Annotated in this window: 23 protein-coding genes; 14 read left to right on the top strand and 9 right to left on the bottom strand. The window is 39.8% G+C overall.

Annotated features, from left to right (window positions below):
* Window positions 1-5: 5 nt before the first annotated feature.
* Window positions 6-2,285, top strand: coding sequence for a choice-of-anchor L domain-containing protein (locus tag ABFU83_RS10090; protein ID WP_347065646.1), 2,280 nt, complete (start codon window positions 6-8; stop codon window positions 2,283-2,285).
* 57 nt (window positions 2,286-2,342) lie between these two features.
* Entirely contained in the window at window positions 2,343-2,894 is a 552-nt protein-coding gene (locus ABFU83_RS10095; RefSeq protein ID WP_347065648.1) for a GNAT family N-acetyltransferase, read from the top strand.
* Window positions 2,895-2,953: 59 nt separating this feature from the next.
* Here the strand turns inward: ABFU83_RS10095 and ABFU83_RS10100 are convergent, their stop codons facing one another.
* Together ABFU83_RS10100 and ABFU83_RS10105 are read right to left on the bottom strand one after the other, a co-directional pair.
* The gene (locus ABFU83_RS10100) at window positions 2,954-3,460 is read right to left on the bottom strand and encodes a DUF6624 domain-containing protein (protein ID WP_347065650.1); all 507 of its coding nucleotides are present in this window, start codon (window positions 3,458-3,460) and stop codon (window positions 2,954-2,956) included.
* 385 nt (window positions 3,461-3,845) lie between these two features.
* Window positions 3,846-5,369 (bottom strand): S8/S53 family peptidase, encoded by a 1,524-nt coding sequence (locus ABFU83_RS10105; protein WP_347065652.1) that lies wholly within the window; start codon window positions 5,367-5,369, stop codon window positions 3,846-3,848.
* 167 nt (window positions 5,370-5,536) lie between these two features.
* On the opposite strand from ABFU83_RS10105, the gene ABFU83_RS10110 reads away from it, so the two are divergent.
* Complete coding sequence (locus ABFU83_RS10110; RefSeq protein ID WP_347065654.1) at window positions 5,537-6,019, top strand: phosphoglycerate mutase family protein; 483 nt, start codon at window positions 5,537-5,539, stop codon at window positions 6,017-6,019.
* A 200-nt stretch (window positions 6,020-6,219) separates the two neighbouring features.
* On the opposite strand, the gene ABFU83_RS10115 is transcribed toward ABFU83_RS10110, so the two are convergent.
* Window positions 6,220-6,915: an OmpW family outer membrane protein gene (locus tag ABFU83_RS10115; protein ID WP_347065658.1), complete on the bottom strand. Its 696-nt coding sequence runs from the start codon at window positions 6,913-6,915 to the stop codon at window positions 6,220-6,222.
* Between the two features lie 148 nt (window positions 6,916-7,063).
* Here ABFU83_RS10115 and smpB point away from each other — a divergent pair, with 148 nt between their 5' ends.
* Window positions 7,064-7,516: an SsrA-binding protein SmpB gene (smpB, locus tag ABFU83_RS10120; protein WP_347065660.1), complete on the top strand. Its 453-nt coding sequence runs from the start codon at window positions 7,064-7,066 to the stop codon at window positions 7,514-7,516.
* 68 nt (window positions 7,517-7,584) lie between these two features.
* Entirely contained in the window at window positions 7,585-8,637 is a 1,053-nt protein-coding gene (locus ABFU83_RS10125; protein ID WP_347065662.1) for a Fic family protein, read from the top strand.
* Window positions 8,638-8,665: 28 nt separating this feature from the next.
* On the opposite strand, the gene ABFU83_RS10130 is transcribed toward ABFU83_RS10125, so the two are convergent.
* Complete coding sequence (locus tag ABFU83_RS10130) at window positions 8,666-9,307, bottom strand: protein-L-isoaspartate(D-aspartate) O-methyltransferase (protein ID WP_347065663.1); 642 nt, start codon at window positions 9,305-9,307, stop codon at window positions 8,666-8,668.
* 168 nt (window positions 9,308-9,475) lie between these two features.
* Here ABFU83_RS10130 and ABFU83_RS10135 point away from each other — a divergent pair, with 168 nt between their 5' ends.
* The 9 genes from ABFU83_RS10135 to ABFU83_RS10175 all read left to right on the top strand — a co-directional run bounded on the left by ABFU83_RS10135 (window position 9,476) and on the right by ABFU83_RS10175 (window position 17,727).
* A complete protein-coding gene (locus ABFU83_RS10135; protein WP_347065665.1) occupies window positions 9,476-10,441 on the top strand; it encodes a Gfo/Idh/MocA family oxidoreductase in 966 nt (321 codons plus the stop codon).
* A 2-nt stretch (window positions 10,442-10,443) separates the two neighbouring features.
* The gene (locus ABFU83_RS10140) at window positions 10,444-10,956 is read left to right on the top strand and encodes a mechanosensitive ion channel domain-containing protein (protein WP_347065667.1); all 513 of its coding nucleotides are present in this window, start codon (window positions 10,444-10,446) and stop codon (window positions 10,954-10,956) included.
* A 1-nt stretch (window position 10,957) separates the two neighbouring features.
* Complete coding sequence (locus ABFU83_RS10145; protein WP_347065668.1) at window positions 10,958-11,845, top strand: 3-hydroxybutyryl-CoA dehydrogenase; 888 nt, start codon at window positions 10,958-10,960, stop codon at window positions 11,843-11,845.
* A 66-nt stretch (window positions 11,846-11,911) separates the two neighbouring features.
* The gene (locus ABFU83_RS10150; protein WP_347065669.1) at window positions 11,912-13,132 is read left to right on the top strand and encodes a DUF1015 domain-containing protein; all 1,221 of its coding nucleotides are present in this window, start codon (window positions 11,912-11,914) and stop codon (window positions 13,130-13,132) included.
* Window positions 13,133-13,157: 25 nt separating this feature from the next.
* A complete protein-coding gene (locus ABFU83_RS10155; RefSeq protein WP_347065671.1) occupies window positions 13,158-13,817 on the top strand; it encodes a YggS family pyridoxal phosphate-dependent enzyme in 660 nt (219 codons plus the stop codon).
* Between the two features lie 28 nt (window positions 13,818-13,845).
* Complete coding sequence (locus ABFU83_RS10160) at window positions 13,846-15,207, top strand: exonuclease domain-containing protein (protein WP_347065673.1); 1,362 nt, start codon at window positions 13,846-13,848, stop codon at window positions 15,205-15,207.
* Between the two features lie 12 nt (window positions 15,208-15,219).
* Window positions 15,220-16,059, top strand: a complete 840-nt coding sequence (locus ABFU83_RS10165; RefSeq protein ID WP_347065674.1) for an ion transporter — start codon at window positions 15,220-15,222, stop codon at window positions 16,057-16,059.
* Window positions 16,052-16,981: a tRNA (adenosine(37)-N6)-dimethylallyltransferase MiaA gene (gene miaA / locus ABFU83_RS10170; protein ID WP_347065675.1), complete on the top strand. Its 930-nt coding sequence runs from the start codon at window positions 16,052-16,054 to the stop codon at window positions 16,979-16,981. The genes ABFU83_RS10165 and miaA overlap by 8 nt, the downstream gene beginning before the upstream one ends.
* A 2-nt stretch (window positions 16,982-16,983) precedes the next feature.
* A complete protein-coding gene (locus tag ABFU83_RS10175; protein ID WP_347065676.1) occupies window positions 16,984-17,727 on the top strand; it encodes an acyl-ACP thioesterase domain-containing protein in 744 nt (247 codons plus the stop codon).
* Between the two features lie 115 nt (window positions 17,728-17,842).
* Here ABFU83_RS10175 and ABFU83_RS10180 read toward each other — a convergent pair whose 3' ends face one another.
* From ABFU83_RS10180 to ABFU83_RS10200, 5 genes are all read right to left on the bottom strand, one after another.
* On the bottom strand, window positions 17,843-18,559 hold the full coding sequence (locus ABFU83_RS10180; protein WP_136402546.1) for a response regulator transcription factor: 717 nt from the start codon (window positions 18,557-18,559) through the stop codon (window positions 17,843-17,845).
* A gap of 4 nt (window positions 18,560-18,563) precedes the next feature.
* Window positions 18,564-20,150: a HAMP domain-containing sensor histidine kinase gene (locus tag ABFU83_RS10185; protein ID WP_347065678.1), complete on the bottom strand. Its 1,587-nt coding sequence runs from the start codon at window positions 20,148-20,150 to the stop codon at window positions 18,564-18,566.
* Window positions 20,151-20,221: 71 nt separating this feature from the next.
* Window positions 20,222-20,806: a dephospho-CoA kinase gene (coaE, locus tag ABFU83_RS10190; protein ID WP_347065680.1), complete on the bottom strand. Its 585-nt coding sequence runs from the start codon at window positions 20,804-20,806 to the stop codon at window positions 20,222-20,224.
* Between the two features lie 3 nt (window positions 20,807-20,809).
* Window positions 20,810-21,808 carry a glycosyltransferase gene (locus ABFU83_RS10195; protein WP_347065682.1) on the bottom strand — a complete coding sequence of 333 codons (999 nt, stop codon included), beginning with the start codon at window positions 21,806-21,808 and terminating at the stop codon, window positions 20,810-20,812.
* 102 nt (window positions 21,809-21,910) lie between these two features.
* Window positions 21,911-22,741, bottom strand: coding sequence for an SDR family oxidoreductase (locus ABFU83_RS10200; protein ID WP_347065684.1), 831 nt, complete (start codon window positions 22,739-22,741; stop codon window positions 21,911-21,913).
* Window positions 22,742-22,743: the final 2 nt, after the last annotated feature.

The following is a 22,743-nucleotide window of genomic DNA, read 5'->3' on the forward strand; positions in this document are numbered from 1 at the left end:
GCATTATGCAGGTACAGATCTCCCGTTTTTTTACAGCAATAGTATTGTTGTTTTCCACAACAATATGGGCACAATACATACAAGTAACCGAAAATTACACAGACGATCAACTCGTTCTTGACAAACTATTTAACAGTTCCTGTGCACAGGTTTCCAATATTGCGATTAATGGATACACTTTTTCGGATGGCGCCAAAAGTTATGGCTACTTCCAGGGTTACAACGGTTTTCCTTTTAACGACGGTGTGATCATCACCACGGGGAAAGCTATATCGGCAGTAGGTCCGAATTCCTCGATTTTGAGTGAAGGCCCGGCCAGCTGGCTCGGTGATCCGGATCTGGAACAAGCCATTAACGAACACAACACGATTAATGCCACTGTTTTAGAGTTCGACTTTGTACCGATTTCCAATAAAATGAGCTTTGACTATGTCTTTGCATCCGAACAATACTTAACCAATCCGAGTTCCAATCAATGTAATTACTCGGATGGTTTTGCTTTTTTATTACGGGAAGCTACTACGCCTCAATACCAAAATCTGGCCGTAGTTCCAGGAACCAATATCCCGGTTAAAGTAACTACCGTTCGCGGACCGGGAACTATTTGCCCGCAGGCGAATCCACAATATTTTGGTGGATTTAACGATGTAAACAGTCCAACCAATTACAACGGACAAACCCAAACCTTACGCGCGGAAGCGACCGTAACGCCGGGTGTGACCTATCATATTAAAATGGTTATTGCCGATCAGGGAAATCAATATTACGATTCGGCTATTTTCCTAAAAGGCGGTAGTTTTAATATTGCAACCGATTTAGGTCCGGACCGACTTATTGCTACCGGAAATCCATTATGTCCCGGAAGCAGCTATCCACTGGATGCAACGGTAACGGGTACTAATGTTACCTATCAGTGGTTTGATGCTACTGGAGCTATTACCGGTGCGACGAATCCGATTTATAACGTAACTGCTCCGGGAACCTATCGCGTGGAAACCACGATTACTACGTCCGGCGGAAGTTGTACATCCAGTAGCGAAGTGACTATCGAATATGCTCCGGTAACGGCAAACAACGCTACTTTGATCCAATGTGCCGCTCCTAGCGGGCCAACAAAATTTAATCTCACGCTTGCCAATCCGACCATTACCGCTGGCGGAAACAATCTTAGTGTGGCTTTTTATCCAACATTAGCCAATGCTCAGGCACAAACTAACTTAATCACCAATCCCGACGATTATCAATATAACAATATAAATACCGTTGTAGCCCGTGTTGAAAACCAATTCGGTTGTGTGGATTATGCTACGGTAACCTTACAGGTTGTCAACAATACAATTACACCTATTGGTCCGCAAAGCGAATGTGATAACGATGGCGACAATAAAGCCGATTTCGATTTGAATGCGATGACTGTTATGTTTACCGGCTTACCTGCTGGTGCTACAATACAGTATTTTGCATCGGCAAATGACGCCCTTTTATTAGTCAACCCATTAAGTTCTCCTTATAATACGGCTAGTACGACCATTTATGCCCGCGTGGTAAATGGTTCCGATTGTTATGGTATTGCTCCCATTTCGTTGGTTGTAAACAATTTTAACGGCTCGAATATTCAGGACGAAACCAAAAATATTTGTCCGAATACGCTACTTCCACTTTATGCTCCGGCCGGATTTACCTACGAATGGAATAACGATCCCACTCAAACCGGTCAGCATATTACTGTGGCTCAGTCAGGTACCTTTAGCGTAAAAATTACCAATTCCGACGGCTGTTCCGTAATCAAAACCTTTACCGTAGTTGCTTCGGCACCGGCTACCATCCTATCGGTTACGGTAGATGATTTTCAATCCGGTCAAAACAGTGCTACTGTAAATTACCAGGGAATTAGCGATTATGAGTTTTCACTCGACGGAATTCATTTCCAATCCTCACCTACGTTTACCAATCTGGATTCCGGTGAATATACCGTTACGGTAAAAGACAAAAAAGAATGTGGTATCACAACTAAAACCTTTTTTGTTTTGGATTATCCGCGTTTTTTCACCCCTAACGGTGATGGCTATAACGATGTATGGCGCATTCCGTACCTCAACCGTTATCCAACCGCACAGGTTGCTATTTTTGACCGCTACGGAAAGCTGCTTTACTTTTTTAAAGGAAACGGCGCTGGCTGGAATGGAAAGTACAACGGTCGTGACTTACCTTCGACCGATTATTGGTTTACGGTAACATTTGACAGCGGACGAATCGTAAAAGGACATTTTTCAATGTTGCGCTAAAATCGTTTTTTGAATCAAAAGTTTTTATACTTTTAATTGATTTTTAATTCTGAGACTATGCTCCATTTGAATTTTTCCCCTTTTCCGATCCTGGAAACCGATCGTCTGCGATTGCGCCAAATTGTGGAAACCGATGCCGAACAAATGTTCCAACTTCGTTCCAATCCCGAAACCATGCAATATATCCCGCGGGAGTTACCCAAAACGATCGACGATGCCATTGCGCATATCAATTATATGAATGACCTACGGTTGAATAACGAATGTGTAAACTGGGGCATTACCTTTAAAGACGAAGATATCATAGTGGGTCTGATTGGCTATTTCCGTCCGAAACCGGAAAACCATCGTGCCGAAATCGGTTATATGTTATCGCCCGATTATCACGGCAAAGGGATTATGCAGGAAGCGCTGACAAGGGTTATCGATTATGGTTTTAATGACCTGAAACTACATTCTATTGAAGCGATTACCGCTCCGGAAAATTATGCTTCCTGGAAATTACTCGAAAAAAACGATTTTATCCGCGAAGGCCATTTTAAAGAAGATACCTATTGGAACGGGCGTTATCTGGATAGTTATGTTTATTCCTTGATTAATAAAAAATAAAAAAGACCTGACAGGTTTTAAAACCTGTCGGGATTACATCCTAATAATATCAAATAGCTTTAATTTTCAAACGAATCGACATATTCTTTTAATCCCCCTAATCCCATTTCCTTCCTCAGTTCATCAACCTTATCCGGAAATTTAAGCTCCGGAAACGGATGCATTTTTTCTTCACCAGTACGACGCCCCAGTTGTGTTCCGTAGATTTGTTTCTTGCCTTTATTTTTCATTACTCTGTCATATAAATACGCATAATTTCTTACCAGAGCGTTCCCTTTCTTTAATTGCCTTTTAAGAGCCTTTAGCATTTTTTCCTGGAATACTACATCATGGTCACTATGTTGTACGACTAACCAAAATCTTACGCAAGCATCCCTACCATTCTCTTTTAAACCCGGATAACCACATTCTTTATAATATTTTTTAATCGTCTCACAATTTGCTCTAACAACTCTTGACATTTCAGTTTCCATAGAATCTATATATTTGTTATCACTTAATCGCTTGACATCCCAATCCTGAAGCTCTTGATCTTTTTTAAACATTTTAGCCAATTCAGCCTTCATTTCTCCAGAATAGGGTTTCGAACTACTACATGAAGTGAATAGTATCATTATAAAACCAAAATAAATTATGCTATAAAAAGATATGCTTTTCATAATCCTTCCCATCTTTATTTAATTCCTTAATGATATTCGATCTGTATTTTTCTTAGGTCGTAATCTTAAAGTTAAATCAAAACAATCTATCAGAAATACCATTAGTTTTAATGGATCCTATTTGTACTGAATTGTCTTTCGCTTTCATTTGATCATCCTACATCTCGGTTCAGTTTATTATTTGATCAATAAAAAATAAAAAAACAGACCTGTTTTAAAAACGGGTCTGGTCTAACATAATAAAAAAGGGTTGCCTTCATCGGGCAACCCTTTATATTTGATCATTCTATGATTATTGTACCGCTAACTGCGCATTGATATTTCCGTGTCCGAAATTCGCGTTTTTAGTCGGATAGAACGTCGATGACTGTTTCATTTTAGTCAATACCTGATCGCGTGTCCAACCCGGATTTTTAGCCCAAACCAAAGCCGCAATTCCGGCTGTAGTAGCTGTTGCTACTGACGATCCGCCTACATAATTAGCCGCATTATTATAGTAACTTAATACCGGTACGTTGTTATTGGTCCCGGCGCGTTCCATTACAATTGTAAAGTCGATTTTTCCACCTTTATGACATACATCGCATTCCTGGAAGGTCGACCCTTCTTTAACTCCGGTTACGGCAACCGCTTCGTTCATCGAAGCCGGGAAAATCACACCGGCAAAGTTCGTAAAACTGGTAGACGTTCCGCCGGCACAGAAAATCAGTTTTCCTTTGCTATAAGCATATTTCACACCGTCTTCAATTTTTCCAACCGAAATAATATGCCCCATCGACATCGAAATAATTTTAACATTGTTGTTATTTCCTAAAGCGGTAAAAGCCAACTTCACTCCTTCTTGCTCGTGATAACCATCCAAAACCACATTCGAAGCCGCTCTATAGGTAATCAAACTGGCATTATAGGCCACACCTACCGGTAATCCGCTGTTGTTTCTTGGTGCAGTTGCCACTGATGCCATACTGGTTCCGTGTCCGCATTGATCATCCGGACCGTCAAATCCCGAAGACCACGGCCAGATCGAATCGACATAAACACCAAAACGCTGTACGGTCCTGCCGGACGAAGCACCGGAGTTAAAACTGCTTCCCATCAGGCTTTGTTGCGGCGATAATCCGGTGTCGACAACTCCAATCGTTATTCCGCTTCCGGTACTGTAATTCCAGGCTCCCGGGATATTGTGTTTGTAAAAATTCCACGGTACCCGTGCATTTGGTGTTACCGTTGTATAATCGGCTGTTGCAATGGTAGCCGATGAAAAACCGCAACCCGAACTCGAACTTACTTCCGGTCCATAAACCGGACGTGCCTCAACAGTATCAAAATAACGATAGTCGGCCGGTTCGATATAACGGATATGTTGTTCTTTTAATAAGGCTTCCAACGTTTCGCGCTTTTTAATCACCACATCCATAAGGTTTAGATCATCATCCTCTTTGAAAATCACATCTTTTTCGGATCCTTTTTCAGATTCCAGAATAATGCTTTTCAAACGGGCTTTAATCTCACGTCCTTTCCCGGATTTGTGACTGTCGAAATCATCGGCATTCACACCATACCCGATCGTAACGGTGTTGTTTCCGCGGATAATAGCACTCCATAACATCTGGTAGCCACCATCTTTCCAATGAAACGATCCTTTTTCATTGCTAATTTGATCAATACGGGAATTGATCGCGGCTTTAGACAGGGTATCTTTTCGGAACAATTCTTGTCCGGACTGGTTTTCACCCGGATAGCGATCTTCATCTTTAGAACAGGCCGAAAAAAGCACTACACTCAGCAGTGCCACTACAACATAATTTTTTTTCATTATTTATCTGTTTTTGGGATTACATTTTCTAAAAATAACAATATTTTTAACACAAAAACAAAATATTTATAACAAAATCATCCAAAATAAACAACAAAAAACAACAAAACCCTTATCACTACTGGTTTTATAAAATAATGTTACCTTTAAGCACTAAAGATCAAAAAATGAAAAATTTACTATTTATTTTTACCCTGATCATGACACAGGCACTCCATGCACAAGAAGTTACGACCTCTTATTTTTTAATTCGTCATGCCGAAAAAGCCGATTCTTCAAAAGACACCAATCTGTCTGAAAAAGGTCATGAACGCGCGGCCAAATGGGACCGAATTTTACAAAATATTTCCTTTGATGCGGTGTATGGTACTGTATACAAACGTACCCAACAAACAGCCCAGCCAACCGCTAACCGGAATCATAAAGATATAATCGTATACAATCATAAAGAACTCGATATTCCGAAATTTAAAAAAGAAACCTTAGGAAAAAATGTGCTTATCGTTGGTCATAGCAATTCCATACCCGGTTTAGTCAACACGCTGATTGGTCAACCGAAATACCAGGAAATTGACGAAAGTGTATTTGGGAATCTCTACCTCGTAGTCGTTAAAGGTGATAGCGTTACCGACTACCTGTTACAGTTTTAAAAAAGAAAAAGGGGTTGTTTCAAAAGTCAAAACGCTATTTTTTAAGATCAGAATAATGCGTTAAAATTTAAAAATAACCAACAATAAATCAGCAAAAAACAGGTTTTAAGGCATCTTATTGTCAATCATTCAAAAAAGAAAAGGGGCTGTCTCAAAAGTGAGTCAGCCCCTTTCTTATCAAAAAACCACTAAACCATGGATTAGAATTTCATTCCAACCCCTAACCCTAATAACCATGGATTTATTTTAACATCCGCCGGGATACTTAAGCCATCGGCTAAATTGGAAGCATCCACTGTGACATCTGTTTTCAAGAATAATCGTTTTACATCGGCATTGATAAAGAACTTATCGGTCACCATAAGGTCAAAACCAGCCTGAACTGCGTAGCCTAATGCGTTGTCGTATTTGACATCTTTTACTGTATTTCCGGCTTTTACATCATAAAAGATCGTATAATTTAGTCCGGCACCCACATACGGTTTAAATACTTTTTCGTTCATCGGATAAAAATGGTACTGTGCCATCAATGTTGGTGGCAACAAGCGTACCGAACCCAGATCGACATTTGCTCTTGACGGTCCGCCAACGGCCGAAATATCAGAACCTACCGTATGTACATCGTGTTTGGATGTTCCTAAAATCAGTTCCACAGCGAAATTTTTAGTAAAGAAATACGAGAAATCCAGCTCCGGAATAATGGTGTTCGAAATGGAAACATCACCACCAATCGTACTGATATCCGCACTTTCGTTCGGTACCACGCCTACACCACGTACCCGAACCTGCCATCTTTTAAAATCTTCGCTTTTATATTTTGTATTGGTTTCCTGCGCCTGAGTTGCATTCGCGCCAAATAGCAATACCATTGCTGCTAATAAAGTTATTTTTTTCATCTTTGAATCGGTTAATTATTACAGGACAAAAGTAGCCGCTTAATAATGGGCAAAAACTGACAAAAATCATAGTCCATAAACTTTTTCATTAGTAATTGGAATCACAAAATTTTTACGATTCGCTTTTTGTTCTTACCTTTGCCATCCTATGCAAAAAACAGTTAACATACTTAATAAGAGAGCGAAATTCGATTATGAAATACTCGAGAAGTATACGGCCGGAATCGTACTGACCGGAACGGAGATCAAATCGATCCGTTTAGGTAAAGCCTCTATAGCCGAGAGTTTCTGTGAATTTCACGGTCATGAACTGTTTGTGATCAATTCGCATATCGAAGAATACCTGTACGGAACGCATTATAACCATAAAGCCAAAAGCGAGCGTAAGTTGCTGATGAACAAAAAAGAGCTGAAAAGCCTTTTAAAAAGCATGCAAAACAAAGGGCTTACGATTATTCCACTTCGTTTGTTTACCAACGAAAAAGGATTGGCCAAACTGGATATTGCGCTTTGCCGTGGTAAGAAAAACTTCGACAAACGCGAGACCATCAAAGACCGTGATAACAAACGGGATCTGGATCGCATCAAAAAAGTACACTAAAATTATCGTTTAAAAGTGTTTTACATTTGCTGATTTATGACTAAAATTGTCATGAAAAAGCCTGAAACATGAAAGACCTACTCAAAAACGCCCGCGAACAAAAAGGACTTAAAACCCGCGAAGTGGCGCAGATGCTTCATATCGATCAGGCATTGATCAGTAAATTCGAAAATGGTCAGCGCAAGCCAACTCGTGAACAGCTCGTTAAACTGGCTGCCTTACTCGAAATCGATTTCGATACCTTATTGGTCAACTGGCTTAAAGAAAAGATTCTCTATGAAGTTGGTCAGGACGAATTGGCTCTAAAAGCAATACAAATGGCCGAAGAAGAGCTCAAACGCAACGCTTTTACCAAGACGTATTCCATTCCGGCCGCTTTGCAAATTCTGCTGAACGAGATCGATACTCTAAAGGAAAAAGTGACACGTTTCCGGTCGTTCGAAACCGAAACCATCCGGCAAACCCTTGCGTTGGATTATATATTTTATAGCAATCAGTTGGACGGAGCGGCTTTTTCACTGGACGAAACCCGTGCCGTCATTCAGAAAGGCGAAACCATTACCGGAAAAAGTATGCGGGAACACCTCGAAGCGATCAACCATCACGAGGCGATCCGCTATCTCGAAAGTCTTCCGGAAAAGAATAGTTTTATAGCCGAAAAAGATATTTTTACGCTTCACAATCTGATTGTCCGTGGTATCGCGCCCGACGAATCCGGAAAATACAGAAGTACCGACAACATACCAAACCACAATTCCGACACCTTACCACGCGCCAACTGTATTCCCAAACTGATGGACGATCTGTTTTTATGGTACGAAACCAATAAAAACAAATTGCATCCGGTGATTCTGGCTGGTGAAATACTTTCACAATTTTGTTTTATACAGGCTTTTACACACGGAAATAATAAAGTCGCCCGTTTGGTGATGCATTCCATTTTAATCCAACACGGTTATCTTTATGCGTTGATCAAAGGTGATCCGGCATCCCGAATACTGTTTGAAAACGCACTGCATGAAGCCCATTCCACTCAAAATAAAGAAAAGCTGCTGCTACTCGTAGCGCAGGCCGAAAAGGAAAGTCTGGAGCGCTACCTCAACCTTTTGGTTCATCAATAAAAAACGCCCGACTCGTCGGGCGCTTTCATTAATTTTTATCTTCTAGTAAAGGAACGAATCGGAAGTCGCCGAATTCGTGCTTTTCAAATTGTGTTTCGTTTTTACGGATCAGTAAGGTCATTACCTGAACATCTTCTCCCAATGGAATAACCAATCGACCGCCCACTTTAAGTTGCGCCATAAGCGGTTGTGGAATAAAAGGTGCGCCAGCCGTAACGATAATACTATCGAAAGGGGCAAAATTAGGCAAGCCTTTATAACCATCGCCGAAGGACAATTGTTTCGGGCGAATGCCCAGTTTTGGTAATAATAAGGACGTACTTTTAAACAACTCGTTCTGGCGTTCTACGCTGTAGACTTTGGCGCCCATCATACACAAAACGGCCGTTTGGTAACCCGAACCGGTTCCGATTTCCAATACTTTGTCGTCTTTTTTTACCTGTAATAATTCCGATTGGAAGGCTACCGTATAGGGTTGCGAAATCGTCTGCCCGGCTCCGATCGGAAAGGCCTTATCCTGGTAGGCAAAATCTTCAAATCCTGAATTTAAAAACAGATGTCTCGGGATTTTTTTAATGGCTTCCAATACATTTCTGTCCGTAATACCTTTTTGTTGTAATACGGTTATCAGCTGATTTCGAAGTCCTTGATGTTTGGCAGTATCTCTCACTTTTATGGCAATTATTAAAGGGTAAAAATAACAAACAAATTTACAATTTGAAATCCATCTCCGGAAATTATTAACACGAGCCTCTCTTAAAAAAAATCCCCTAACTTTTAAATTTGAAATAGAAGTTTTTACGTCGAAATCTTTTATTTTTGTTGAAAATAGATGCTCATGCTAAAAGTTGGCGTATTAGGTGCCGGCCACCTTGGAAAAATACATTTACGATTACTCAATCAATCTGAAAAATATGAATTAGTAGGGTTTTACGACCCGAATACCGATAATGCCGAAAAAGTGGCTCAGGAATTTGGTTACCAAAAATTCGACTCCATAACCGCGCTGATTCAGGCTGTTGACGTGGTTGATATTGTAACCCCTACCCTTTCCCATTTCGATTGTGCCAAAGAAGCCATCGAAAACGGAAAACACATATTCCTTGAAAAACCCATCGCTAACACGGTCGATGAGGCCCGTGAAATCATAGCCTTGGCCGCCAAACATCAGGTAAAAGGTCAGGTAGGCCATGTGGAACGTTTTAACCCGGCGTTTAAAGCAGTAAAAGACAAAATCGAAAATCCGATGTTTATCGAAACGCACCGTCTGGCGGAGTTTAATCCCCGTGGTACCGATGTTCCGGTAGTGTTGGATCTGATGATTCATGATATCGACGCTATTCTGAGTGTGGTACAATCCAAAGTCAAAAATATTAGCGCCAGCGGTGTTTCGGTGATCAGCGATTCTCCGGATATTGCCAACGCCCGAATTGAATTCGAAAACGGTTGTGTGGCTAATGTAACCTCCAGTCGGATTTCGATGAAAAGCATGCGTAAAGCCCGTTTTTTCCAGAAAGATGCCTATATTTCGGTGGATTACCTTGACAAAATCTGTGAAGTGGTAAAAATGAAAGACGCTCCGGAAGTACCGGGTGATTTCGATATGATCCTGCAAAATGCCGAAGGTGTCAAAAAACAAATCTATTACGATAATCCAAGTGTAGAACAAAACAATGCGATTCTGGACGAACTGGAGACTTTTGCCGATGCCATCAACAACAATACAACACCAATTGTAACGTTGGAAGACGGAACAGAAGCACTTCGGGTGGCACATCAGATTATCGACTGTTTTAAAAAATAAGCATGATCCAAAGGATACTTCAGGATACGGAAACGTTGGTGCATTTCGCAATTATTTGCGGACTGACACTGCTATTCTCGTATTTTGCCAATTTGTATCTAAAGCGACTGATTTTCAAAAAATCCAACATCATAGACAGCGATCCGACGAATTATGTTTTTTTTAAACATTTTGCGACCGCTATCATTTATTTATTCGGATTTGGATGGGCCTTGCTCACCTTACCGATCGCCAAAACCTACGGTCACTCGCTACTCGCCGGTGCCGGTGTCACCACCTTAATCGCCGGATTCGCCTCACAACAGGCGTTGAGTAATATCGTGGGCGGCATTTTTATCCTGATTTTCAAACCGTTCCGCGTGAACGATTATATCGAATTTCAGGGCAAATCGGGACGTGTATTGGAAGTAAACCTACACGACACCATTATTCTGGACGATACCCAAAATAGAATCATCATCCCGAATACGTTACTATCAAACGGAATTATAACAAACATTAAAAAACAACCATAAAATGAAAAACATAGCTGTAATCGGAGCCGGTACCATGGGCAACGGAATTGCGCATACTTTTGCACAAAGCGGTTTTAAAGTATTATTAATCGATATTTCCGAAAAATCATTGGAAAAAGGAATGGCAACTATCGTTGGTAACCTGGATCGTATGATTGCCAAAGGAACCATTACCGAAGCCGACAAAAAAGCGACTATCGAAAACATTATCACTTATACCGACATTGCAGACGGTGTGGTAAATGCCGACTTAGTAGTTGAGGCAGCTACGGAAAATGTGACGTTAAAACTGAACATTTTCAAACAATTAAGCGAGGTTTGTAACGAAAATACGATTTTAGCTTCCAACACCTCTTCTATTTCCATTACGCAGATTGCCTCTGTGGTGAAAAACCCGGCACGTGTTATCGGAATGCACTTTATGAACCCGGTGCCGATTATGAAATTGGTTGAAATTATCCGCGGTTATAATACAACCGACGAAGTAACCAAAACGATTATGGACTTGTCTGTAAAACTTGGTAAAACACCAGTAGAAGTAAACGATTACCCTGGATTTGTAGCCAATCGTATTTTAATGCCAATGATCAACGAATCTATCGAGACCTTATACAATGGCGTAGCCGGAGTATCCGAAATCGATACGGTTATGAAACTGGGAATGGCACATCCGATGGGACCATTACAATTGGCCGATTTTATTGGATTGGACGTATGTCTTTCGATCCTGAATGTAATGTACGACGGATTTAAAAACCCTAAATACGCACCTTGTCCGTTATTGGTCAACATGGTAATGGCCGGAAAACTGGGCGTAAAATCCGGTGAAGGTTTCTACGATTATTCCGAAAGCAAAAAAGCAGAGAAAGTTGCGAAAATGTTCGCTTAATCATACGTATACCCGATTGGCAATTGGTAATTTCGGTTATCAATTGCCAATTTTAATTTCGATTCAATGGCTATAATACAACCTTTTAAAGCGGTTCATCCTACGGCAGACAAAGTAAGTCTGGTAACTTCCCGTTCGTACGACGATTACGGGGCTACCGAGCTGGCTGCTTATCTGGAGTTTAATCCGTTTTCCTTTTTGCATATTTTAAATCCGGCCTATGTGAACCAGCAAAAAATTGGTTTTGACAAACGCTTTAAAGCGGTGGCGCATAAATATGCCGATTTTAAAAGGGACGGCATTCTGGTTCAGGAAGACAAACCGGTATTGTATCTGTATCAGATCGAATCCAAAAATCATTCGTTTATCGGAATTCTGGCCGGAACATCCATCAAGGATTATCAGGATAACGTGATCAAAAAACACGAAGATACGCTACAGTATCGCGTGGATTTGTTTAAAGATTATTTGCATCAAACCGGTTTTAATACCGAACCTGTATTGATCACCTATAATAGCAATACGGCTTTAAGCGAATGGATCACGACTAAATCGCAGGAACGTCCGCTATTGGATTTTTCTACGACGAATAAAGAAAAACATACGCTCTGGAAGATTGCAAACGAAAAAGAGATCCAATGGCTGCAGGAACAATTTAAAAGCATTGGCGATTTGTATATTGCCGACGGCCATCACCGTTCGGCATCGGCAGAATTATTATACCAACAGGATAAAAATTCCGGAAATCAGAATCTGGATTATTTTATGAGTTATCTGATTGCCGATACCAATGTGAAAATTTACGAATACAACCGATTGATCCGCGATTTGAATGGTTTTTCCAAAGAGGATTTTATCAAAAAACTGGCCGATAACTTTGTGATCAAAAGCAAAAAACAGGAATTGTGGAAACCAAAGCATAAATTTGAGTTTGGTATGTATCTGGATAACGATTTTTATTCTTTAAAACTTAAAGAAGAAAACTTTATCTTTGATGATGCCTTGTCCGGGTTAGATGCTCAGATTCTTTACAAAACGGTTTTACAACCGATACTAGGTATTGACGATTTACGAACGGACGACAGAATTGCATATGTTCCCGGTACAAAATCCATTACAACCATCAAAGAACAGGTCGATAATGGCGAATTTGAAGTTGGTTTTATGCTCTTCCCGATTACAATTAAAGAAATTAAGGATCTGGCCGATGCCAATTTGATCATGCCACCAAAAAGCACCTTTATCGAACCGAAGTTCAGAAGCGGTCTTGTGGTTTATGAAATTTAATTTTGGCAAAAACAGTAATGACGCTATGACAATACGTGAAAATCTTACAGCAATACAAGCAGGCTTACCGGAACAGGTTACACTGGTAGCCGTTTCCAAAACCAAACCCGTTTCCGATTTAATGGAAGCCTATGAAGCCGGTCAGCGTATTTTCGGGGAAAATAAGATCCAGGAAATGACCGACAAATGGGAACAAATGCCCAAGGATATCCAATGGCATATGATTGGCCATGTTCAGACCAATAAAGTGAAATATATGGCGCCATATGTGAGCCTGATTCACGGTGTGGACAGTTTAAAACTACTACAGGAAATTAACAGGCAGGCGCAAAAAAACAATCGGGTTATCGATTGTCTGCTGCAAATATATATAGCCGAAGAAGAAAGCAAATTCGGATTGGATGAAAACGAATTAAAAACATTGCTCACTTCCGATGCTTTACAGGACTTGCAAAACGTGCGAATTAAAGGTTTAATGGGAATGGCAACCTTTACCGATAGTAAAGCGCAAATTAAAAAAGAATTTAGCCGTTTAAAAGCTATCTTTGACACGTATAAAAATAATAAGACCCAAACTACTGACCTTTCCATTTTATCGATGGGCATGTCGGGCGATTATGCTATTGCTATCGACTGCGGCAGTACAATGGTACGGATCGGAAGCAGTATTTTTGGCTCCCGCTAACCGCGAATTTTAAAACTCAGACACAGAATTGTACGCTATACTTGACATAGAAACAACAGGAGGACAATATAACGAAGAAGGCATTACCGAAATTGCCATCTATCGTTTCGACGGCCATGAAGTGGTCGATCAGTTTATTAGTCTGGTTAACCCTGAAATTCCCATACAACCGTTTGTAGTTAAACTGACCGGTATTAATAATGCCATGCTACGTTCGGCTCCTAAATTTTATGAAGTCGCCAAACGTATCATCGAAATTACACAGGATTGTATTATCGTGGCGCACAATGCGGCTTTCGATTATCGCGTACTCCGTATGGAATTCCGACGATTGGGTTATGAATTCAACCGTAATACGCTGTGTACGGTAGAGTTATCTAAAAAACTAATTCCCGATCAGCCTTCCTATAGCCTTGGAAAACTCGTTCGTAGTCTTGGCATTCCAATCGCCGACCGTCATCGTGCGACCGGCGATGCGATGGCCACCGTAAAGCTGTTTAAAATGCTTTTGTCCAAGGATCTTAAAAAGGAAATCGTCACGACTTTTATCAAAAAGGAAATCAAATCCGGGATGTCGCCAAAATTGCTGGACATTGTGGAAGGTATTCCATCCAAAACCGGCATTTACTACATCCATCGTGAAGACGGAACCATTATTTATATCGGCAAAAGCAAAAACATTAAAAAACGCGTTAACCAGCATTTTACAGGAACTTCCCGTAAGGCTAAAAAAATACAAAACGAGGTTTACGCCGTCACTTTTGAAGAAACCGGTAGCGAATTGATTGCGCTTTTAAAAGAAAGCGAAGAAATCAAGATCAACAAACCGATTTATAACCGTGCACAACGCAAAACCATCTTTCCGTGGGCTTTATATGTTGAAAAAGACAGCGAAGGTTATTTGAGTCTTCGTCTGGCAAAAGCCGATGGTCGCAAAAAAGAAATTACCTCTTTTGTAACCGTTGTGGAAGGTAAAAACTTCCTGCATAAGATTACCGCCGAATACCAATTGTGTCAGAAGATCAACGGTTTGTACGATACCAAAAAAGGTTGTTTTCAATACGATATCAAACAATGTAACGGTGCCTGCATCGGTAAAGAAAGGGCTGCAGAGTACAATGTACGCGTACAGGATTTTATCGACAACTATCAGTTTCAGAACCAGAATATGGTTATTGTGGATCGCGGTCGCAGTATCGACGAACGAACGGCCATATTGGTGGAAAATGGCATCTATAAAGGCTATTGTTTTTACGATCTGAATTACCAGATCAACAACATCGATATTCTAAAAAAGATCATTATCCCGATGGAAAACAACCGGGATACCCGCAATATTATTCAGAATTACCTGCGGAAGAAAAAAGTCAACAAAGTAGTAACGTTTTAACACCAAACCGTTTTGAAAGCTTTAAAAACCAAATACGATCTTTTTAAACAAAAAACGTATATTGTTATTTATGGTTCCAATACGTTTGCCGGGCGTCTTTTCGATTTGGCCTTACTGGGCGTTATCCTACTGAGTGTCTTGCTGGTTATGCTCGAATCGATCGAAAAACTCGATGCGAAATACCACACCTTTATTGTGGTTTCGGAATGGATTATTACGGTATTTTTCAGTATCGAATATGCCCTCCGAATCCTTTGTAACAAGCGTCCGCTGCAATATGTTTTTAGTTTCTACGGTATCGTGGATCTTATTTCCATCTTACCGATGTATTTGTCTTTTTTTGTCCCCGGGTCACGAATGCTGTCTGTTATCAGGGCCTTGCGACTACTCCGTTTGTTTGGCATTCTGAATCTGGTGCATTTTACCGGACAGGAATCTCAACTGAAACTGGCTATTAAAGCCAGTCGGACCAAAATCATCGTATTTATCTACTTTATATTGGTCGTTTCCATTTTACTTGGTGCGATTATGTATGTTATCGAAGGGCCGGAAAGTGGCTTTACCAGTATTCCGGTAAGTATTTACTGGTGTATCGTTACTCTCACAACCGTAGGCTATGGCGATATTGCACCGGTGACCACTTTAGGTCAGGTTATTGCAGCTTTTATTATGATTATGGGTTACGGCATCATTGCGGTTCCAACCGGTATCGTAACAGCCGAGTTTGCCAATGCCAAACGAAATGCTCCCGATATGGACGGAAAACGAAAGTGTCCATCCTGTACAACTATCATTTATAACGAAGATTCCAGATATTGCCATCATTGTGGCGAAAAATTAACAAATGGCTAATTATTTGATCACCATTATAGGCCCGACCGCTATTGGCAAGACGGCTTTAAGTATTGAACTCGCCCGACACTTTAAATGCGATATCCTTTCCTGTGACAGTCGTCAGTTTTTTAAAGAAATGACTATCGGTACCGCGGTTCCATTAGAAGCCGAACTTGCCGCAGCACCGCATCATTTTATCCAGCATATTTCGGTTTTCGATCCGTATACGGTTGGCGATTTCGAAAGAGAAGCCATAACAAAACTCGACGAACTGTTTGCTAAAAATAATGTGCAGATTATGGTGGGCGGTTCCGGTTTGTATGTAGATGCTATTTTAAAAGGTTTTGACGATTTTCCGGACATCGATCCATCGGTACGGGAAAACATTCGGAAAAATTACGAAAACAGCGGTATTACCTACCTTCAGGAGCAACTCGAACGACTTGATCCGGAATATTATCGTAAAATCAGTTGCGAAAATCCGCAAACACTACAAAATCCACAGCGTATGATGCGCTTTGTGGAAGTTAGCCTGGGTAGCGGAAAACCGTATTCGTCCTTTCTGAATCAGAAAAAAAATGCACGCAATTTTATTCCGGTCGTTATCGGACTGGAAGCCGCGCGCGAGGTGATGTACGACCGTATCAATCGTCGTGTGGATCTGATGTTGGACGCCGGTTTGCTTGAAGAAGCCCAATTGCTTTATCCCAATAAAACGTTAAACGCCTTACAAACCGTCGGTTATCGGGAATTATTTAGTTATTTTGATGGAGATTACACGCTCGATTTTGCCATCGAAGAGATTAAAAAGAATACACGCCGTTTTGCCAAACGGCAGATTACCTGGTTTAAACGTACCGAAAACACTCGATGGTTCGATTATAATACTCCCGTTGCGCAGATTATTGCGTATGCGGATCAACAAACCCAAAATACATAACAATGCCTATATCGCCTGATTTTACTTCCGTTTACGAACACGAATGGGAAATTAATTTTACACAATGCACTCCTTTTGGTTACCTGAAATATGTTGATTTGTGCAATATATTACAATTGACAGCAGCAGAACATTCCATTCACGGTGGATTGAGTTTTAATGATATGCAACAACACGATCAGGCCTGGGTTTTGAGTCGTATTCGTGTAGAAATAACCGACGTTCTTCCCAAATGGATGGACAAAGTAACGGTTAAAACCTGGATCGAAGACCTACAGGGTTCGCGTTCCATCCGAAATATCGAAATGTATCTGAATGGAAAAAAAGTAGCCGGAGCTTCTACTTTTTGGGCTGTTTTTAATACTAAAATCAGAAAAGCCGAGGCCTTGGCCTTACCACATGAACATTTTGAAAAATATCCGGAATGGCATGCCACCGAACAGCACTTTTCTAAAATTAATGTTTCCCGCGATACAGAAACAGTAGACAACCGAAATGTGGTATTGTCTGATCTGGACATTGTGAATCATGTTAACAATGTAAAATACCTGGAATGGTGTTTGGATACGCTCGATGTCAAAGCTGTCTTAAAACAGGAAATCAAAAGTTTTGAAATGAATTTTTTACGGGAACTGAACCTGAATGATGCGATTTCAATTCATAAAACACCGGAAGTGAAACCAACTTATTTTTCGGTTACTAAAGCCGATAAAACCTGTTTTGCGTTACAACTGGATTGGAAATAAATACAACTACCTGACAAGTTTCGAAAACCTGTCAGGTGTAACTAAATAAATCATAAAAGAAGCGCCCGGATTTGAATCCGGGCGCTTCTTTTTTTCTAAGTAGCTTGGGTGCTTTTTATTCTGTAACTTTATTTTTAATTACCAAACGGAAACCTTCTCCGTGGATGTTCAGGATTTCAACATCCTCATCCTGTTTCAGGTATTTACGCAATTTGGCGATATAAACGTCCATACTTCTTGAGGTAAAGTAGTTGTCGTCTCTCCAGATTTTGGTTAATGCTAATTCTCTTGGCATCAAATCATTTTCATGTAAGGCCAGCATTTTTAGCAATTCATTTTCTTTAGGTGACAATTTGATCGGCTCCTCATTCTGGAACGAAAGGAATCGCAATTTGGAGTTCAGGTGGAATTTACCAATCTGGAATTCAAATTTTGTATTGTCTGTTTTTACTTCAGATGCTTTACGTTGAATGATCGCTTTGATCTTCATCAATAATACTTCCGAGTCAAAAGGTTTGTTCAAATAATCATCTGCACCTACTTTATAGCCTTTTAAAACGTCTTCTTTCATTGATTTGGCCGTTAAAAAGATAATCGGCACTTCTTTATTTTTTTCACGGATTTCTCTCGCTAAGGTATAACCATCTTTGTAAGGCATCATTACGTCCAAAATACATAAATCGAAGTTGTCTTTTTTGAATTTTTCGAAACCTTCCATTCCGTTTTTGGCTAAAGTAACTTCAAAATCATTTATTAAAAGGTAATCTTTGAGCACTGCTCCAAAATTGGGGTCATCTTCTACTAAAAGAATTTTTTTGTTAGTCGTATCCATATCATTAATTTATTAGTGGCATTTTTATAATGAAGGTACTTCCTTTTCCCTTCTCACTTTCAACGAATATCTGACCGTTATGGTCATCTACAATTCGCTTTACATAGGCTAATCCAAGCCCGTGTCCTTTTACATTGTGTAAATCGCCGGTATGTTCCCGGTAAAATTTCTCAAAAATTCTTTTTTGAGCTACTTTACTCATTCCCGCTCCGTGATCTTTTACTTTGATCAGTATAAAATCCTTGACATTTTCTGTTGTCACATCAATTATCGGTGCTTCCGGTGAATATTTTATCGCATTATCCAGTATGTTAACCATTACATTCGTAAAATGTACGTCGTTTAACAATATTGTGGTTCTTTTGGCATTCAAGTGATCTTTAATGATCCCGCCACGGTCTTCCACAATCAGGTTAACATGTTCAATTGCATCTTCTATAATCGAATGAACGTCTGTTGGTTCTTTGCTGATTTCCAATTCCCGTTTTTCGAGTTTGGAAATCCGGAGTACATTTTCTACCTGAGCGTGCATTCGTTTGTTCTCATCCCGTATCATTTGCAGGTAGCGTTGTACTTTTTCTTTATCGTCAATGATCTTTGGGTTTTTAATCGCATCCAAAGCCAGATTGATCGTGGCAATAGGTGTTTTAAACTCATGGGTCATATTGTTGATAAAGTCGGTTTTGATCTCCGAAATCTGTTTTTGTCGTATTAGCTGGTTTAGTGCACTAAAATAGGCTACAATAATGACCAACGTAAAGATGATGGAAAGCGTGGTTATACCGACCAATGACGAAAAAAGGAATTTATTTTTTTGCGGGAAACTCAACAAAAGCTGGTATTTGCTTTGGCCTTCGTTATCCGGAAACACCGGAATACTATAGGTTGAGTTTTTATCGTAATTAAAATTTTCCGATTTTACTTTGGTCGCCAACATATTGCTGTAAATTCCAAACTCAAAGGGCGTATTCACACCGTACTGACTGAGTTCGTTTTGCAACATACTATGCAATTTCTCTTTCGAAACACGCTCCTGAATAGGCTTTAAACCGACGATATCCTTAAAGTAGATCTCAAACTGGGCTTTATCCAGGATATCGAGATTTCCTTCTTTTTCGATCGTTACATCCGGCATCGGCGCTTTCTGAAAAGTTGCGGCATTATCGACCACATTTCCATTATAGATTTCTGTTTTTCGCTTCGCTACGAAACTTTTGAGCGAAACGGAGTCAGATCTTTTATCAAAGAACGAACGATTTAAATTGTAATCTTCTAAAACGATGGTGTTGGAGTAAATGATTTGCTCGTTGGTTTTCGGATCGCGTTTCACATAAAAATACTCTAACAAATCGCTTTGTCGTGGCACTTTTCCAATACTATCCTTTAACTTGTTGAACTTTTCATAGAACTCAAAGTACTCCTGTTGTTGTAGTTTATTCGCTACACTTCCGATAACCTGTTGTACGTGGTACTTGAATTGTTCTTCGTTGTTCTTGTAGGAAGTATTAATCCAGAATAACTGTACCAGAATAATACCCACCAACGACAGGCTCATTAGGATTATCAATAAGAGGAATCTCGTTTTATTCATCAAAACAAAATTAACATTTTAACATTTATTCCTTAAAAACATTAACCAAAGATTAACATCTATGACGGTTTTTACATTTTATTCAATTCTTTAAGAATTAATTCCACTTCTTTTAAAGAAACCGACAAATCGGTGTTGTCTATTATATAATCGCTAAATTCTGCTTTCTTCGCATCGTCCCATTGGTTTTTCATCCGGTCAAGCACCTGTTCACGGCTTACTTTGTCCCGATTCATAACCCGCTCAATACGAATATCTTGCGGAGCCGTTATCAATATGATTTTATCACAATCTTTATAACTGCCACTCTCAAAAAGAATTGCAGCTTCTTTAACTATAAAACTACTTTTTTCATTATTTTTTAACCAATTATCAAAATTTTCTCTAACAGCAGGATGTATAATTTCATTTAATTTTTTTAATAAATTAGGTGAAGAAAACACTAATTCTGCAATTTTTTTGCGATTTAACTTTTCATTTTCTATAACATTCTCGTCAAAAATTCCCCGGACTTTTTTTATAATTTCAGGATCGTCCATTATCTTTTTTGCCTGATCATCAGCTATATAAACCGGAATACCTTTCGAACGGATATATGCTACGATGGTCGATTTCCCACTTCCGATCCCACCGGTGAGTCCTACAATTTTTGTCATGTCTTATTTTTTAAAAAATAATTCCGGAAATGCCTTTTCCGGTTGTTTTTTTAGTACAGTTATCCTAAAAAACGATTTGAAAAAGCCGATTCCATAGCCATAAAATTGAATTATAGCAGCTATAACGGCTAAAAATCCAATCTTTAAACTCGCATTTTCAATGATTCCGGACAGGAATAAAATCGCAAAATATAATGCATAACACTGAAAAAGCAACGAAATTCCAAAGGCATAAAGTGCTATGGCAACCAGGAATCCTAAGCAAAATAAGGTTGGAAACCAAAAGGTTATTTTCCGGTATTTTGGGTACCAGGAATCCAATATCGGCCTTGCCTTTCCAAATTTATTGACCTGTTTATAGAATTTACTCCAATCAATACGCCTTTTATGATATACATACGAATCTTTATACAATCTGGTTTCAAATCCCATTTCCCACAGTCGTATCGACAGATCCGGATCTTCTCCCGGGTGAATGTTTCCAAAACCACCGGATGCTTCAAATGCTTTTTTAGACAAGCCCATATTAAAGCTACGCGGCTGGAATTTGCCTATTTTTTCGGAACCACCACGAATACCGCCCGTGGTCAAAAATGATGTCATCGTAAAATTAATCGCCTTTTGAATGTCTGAAAAAGAATCCAAAGCATTGTCAGGCCCGCCAAAACAATCTACATAGTTTTTTTGTAGGTTATTGGCTATGGAAGTTACGTAATTTTCCGGTAAGATGCAATCGGAATCCAAAATAATATAATATTGTCCAATAGCTTTTCGCATTCCATAGTTACGGGAATCGCCCGGTCCGGAGTTGGGTTTGTTGTAATAGGAAATAAACAATTTGCTTTTAAACGCGTCTACAACCGTTTCACACGGAATAGTAGAGCCGTCTTCCACTATCACAACTTCGAAAGCTTCGTTATAATTCTGTCGCTCCAAACTTTGCAACAGTTCCTCAATTTCATCCGGTCGGTTATAAACCGGAATTATCAATGAAAAATACATGGGTTCTTTATTTTTTAACAAAGATAAACTTTATAAAAAGAAAAAAACCACCTCAAAGAGATGGTTTTCACGAGTAATTCTATTTTCAATTACGCTATACTTTTAGTCGTTTTTATTGGCTAATCCTTCTTCGAAAGCTTCCATTACTTCCTGGCTTACCCCCATATTCGAGAATCCTCCGTCGTGTAACAGGTTTTGTAAGGTTACTTTTTTAGTAAGATCCGAGAACATCATTACGGTATAGTTGGCACAATCTAAAGCAGAAGCATTCCCTAGCGGTGACATTTTATCGGCAAAAGCAATAAATCCACCGAAACCTTTTACTCCCTGACCGGCAGTCGTTGGTGTAGGTGATTGCGAAATCGTGTTTACACGTACTTTTTTATCTCTTCCGAAGAAATATCCGAAGCTACGCGCAATCGATTCTAAATAGGCTTTATTATCGGCCATATCGTTATAATCCGGGAATACACGTTGCGCCGCCATATAGGTTAAAGCTACAATACTTCCCCATTCGTTCATGGCGTCTTTTTTGTATAAAACCTGCATTACTTTATGAAAGGATACCGCAGATACGTCCCATCCTTTTTCTGTAAAATCATAATTCTGATTCGTATAATGGTTTCCTTTTCTTACATTTACAGACATCCCGATGGAGTGCAAAACGAAGTCAATCTTACCACCAAGGATTTCCATTGCCTTTTCTACCAGGTTTTCCAAATCTTCAACGGAAGTAGCATCGGCCGGAATTATCTGGGAACCTGTTTTTTCTGCCAGCTGGTTGATCGTACCCATACGCATTGCAATCGGAGCATTGGACAAAACGAATGTTCCACCCTCTTCATGTACGCGCTCTGCCGTTTTCCAGGCGATTGAATTCTCATCTAACGCTCCAAAAATGATCCCTCTTTTTCCTTTTAATAAATTGTACATAG

It is taken from the genome of Flavobacterium sp. WV_118_3 (assembly GCF_039778605.1).
In the GTDB taxonomy this organism is placed as follows: Bacteria; Bacteroidota; Bacteroidia; order Flavobacteriales; family Flavobacteriaceae; genus Flavobacterium.

Bases quoted from the DNA above. Each gene is read 5' to 3' on its own strand.
- ABFU83_RS10115 (WP_347065658.1), bottom strand. From the start codon at position 6,915: ATGAAAAAAATAACTTTATTAGCAGCAATGGTATTGCTATTTGGCGCG.
- ABFU83_RS10090 (WP_347065646.1), top strand. From the start codon at position 6: ATGCAGGTACAGATCTCCCGTTTTTTTACAGCAATAGTATTGTTGTTT.
- ABFU83_RS10125 (WP_347065662.1), top strand. From the start codon at position 7,585: ATGAAAGACCTACTCAAAAACGCCCGCGAACAAAAAGGACTTAAAACC.
- ABFU83_RS10180 (WP_136402546.1), bottom strand. From the start codon at position 18,559: ATGGATACGACTAACAAAAAAATTCTTTTAGTAGAAGATGACCCCAAT.
- ABFU83_RS10110 (WP_347065654.1), top strand. From the start codon at position 5,537: ATGAAAAATTTACTATTTATTTTTACCCTGATCATGACACAGGCACTC.
- ABFU83_RS10100 (WP_347065650.1), bottom strand. From the start codon at position 3,460: ATGAAGGCTGAATTGGCTAAAATGTTTAAAAAAGATCAAGAGCTTCAG.
- ABFU83_RS10150 (WP_347065669.1), top strand. From the start codon at position 11,912: ATGGCTATAATACAACCTTTTAAAGCGGTTCATCCTACGGCAGACAAA.
- ABFU83_RS10200 (WP_347065684.1), bottom strand. From the start codon at position 22,741: ATGTACAATTTATTAAAAGGAAAAAGAGGGATCATTTTTGGAGCGTTA.
- ABFU83_RS10175 (WP_347065676.1), top strand. From the start codon at position 16,984: ATGCCTATATCGCCTGATTTTACTTCCGTTTACGAACACGAATGGGAA.
- ABFU83_RS10195 (WP_347065682.1), bottom strand. From the start codon at position 21,808: ATGTATTTTTCATTGATAATTCCGGTTTATAACCGACCGGATGAAATT.
- smpB (WP_347065660.1), top strand. From the start codon at position 7,064: ATGCAAAAAACAGTTAACATACTTAATAAGAGAGCGAAATTCGATTAT.
- miaA (WP_347065675.1), top strand. From the start codon at position 16,052: ATGGCTAATTATTTGATCACCATTATAGGCCCGACCGCTATTGGCAAG.
- ABFU83_RS10145 (WP_347065668.1), top strand. From the start codon at position 10,958: ATGAAAAACATAGCTGTAATCGGAGCCGGTACCATGGGCAACGGAATT.
- ABFU83_RS10095 (WP_347065648.1), top strand. From the start codon at position 2,343: ATGCTCCATTTGAATTTTTCCCCTTTTCCGATCCTGGAAACCGATCGT.
- ABFU83_RS10155 (WP_347065671.1), top strand. From the start codon at position 13,158: ATGACAATACGTGAAAATCTTACAGCAATACAAGCAGGCTTACCGGAA.
- coaE (WP_347065680.1), bottom strand. From the start codon at position 20,806: ATGACAAAAATTGTAGGACTCACCGGTGGGATCGGAAGTGGGAAATCG.
- ABFU83_RS10140 (WP_347065667.1), top strand. From the start codon at position 10,444: ATGATCCAAAGGATACTTCAGGATACGGAAACGTTGGTGCATTTCGCA.
- ABFU83_RS10105 (WP_347065652.1), bottom strand. From the start codon at position 5,369: ATGAAAAAAAATTATGTTGTAGTGGCACTGCTGAGTGTAGTGCTTTTT.
- ABFU83_RS10135 (WP_347065665.1), top strand. From the start codon at position 9,476: ATGCTAAAAGTTGGCGTATTAGGTGCCGGCCACCTTGGAAAAATACAT.
- ABFU83_RS10185 (WP_347065678.1), bottom strand. From the start codon at position 20,150: ATGAATAAAACGAGATTCCTCTTATTGATAATCCTAATGAGCCTGTCG.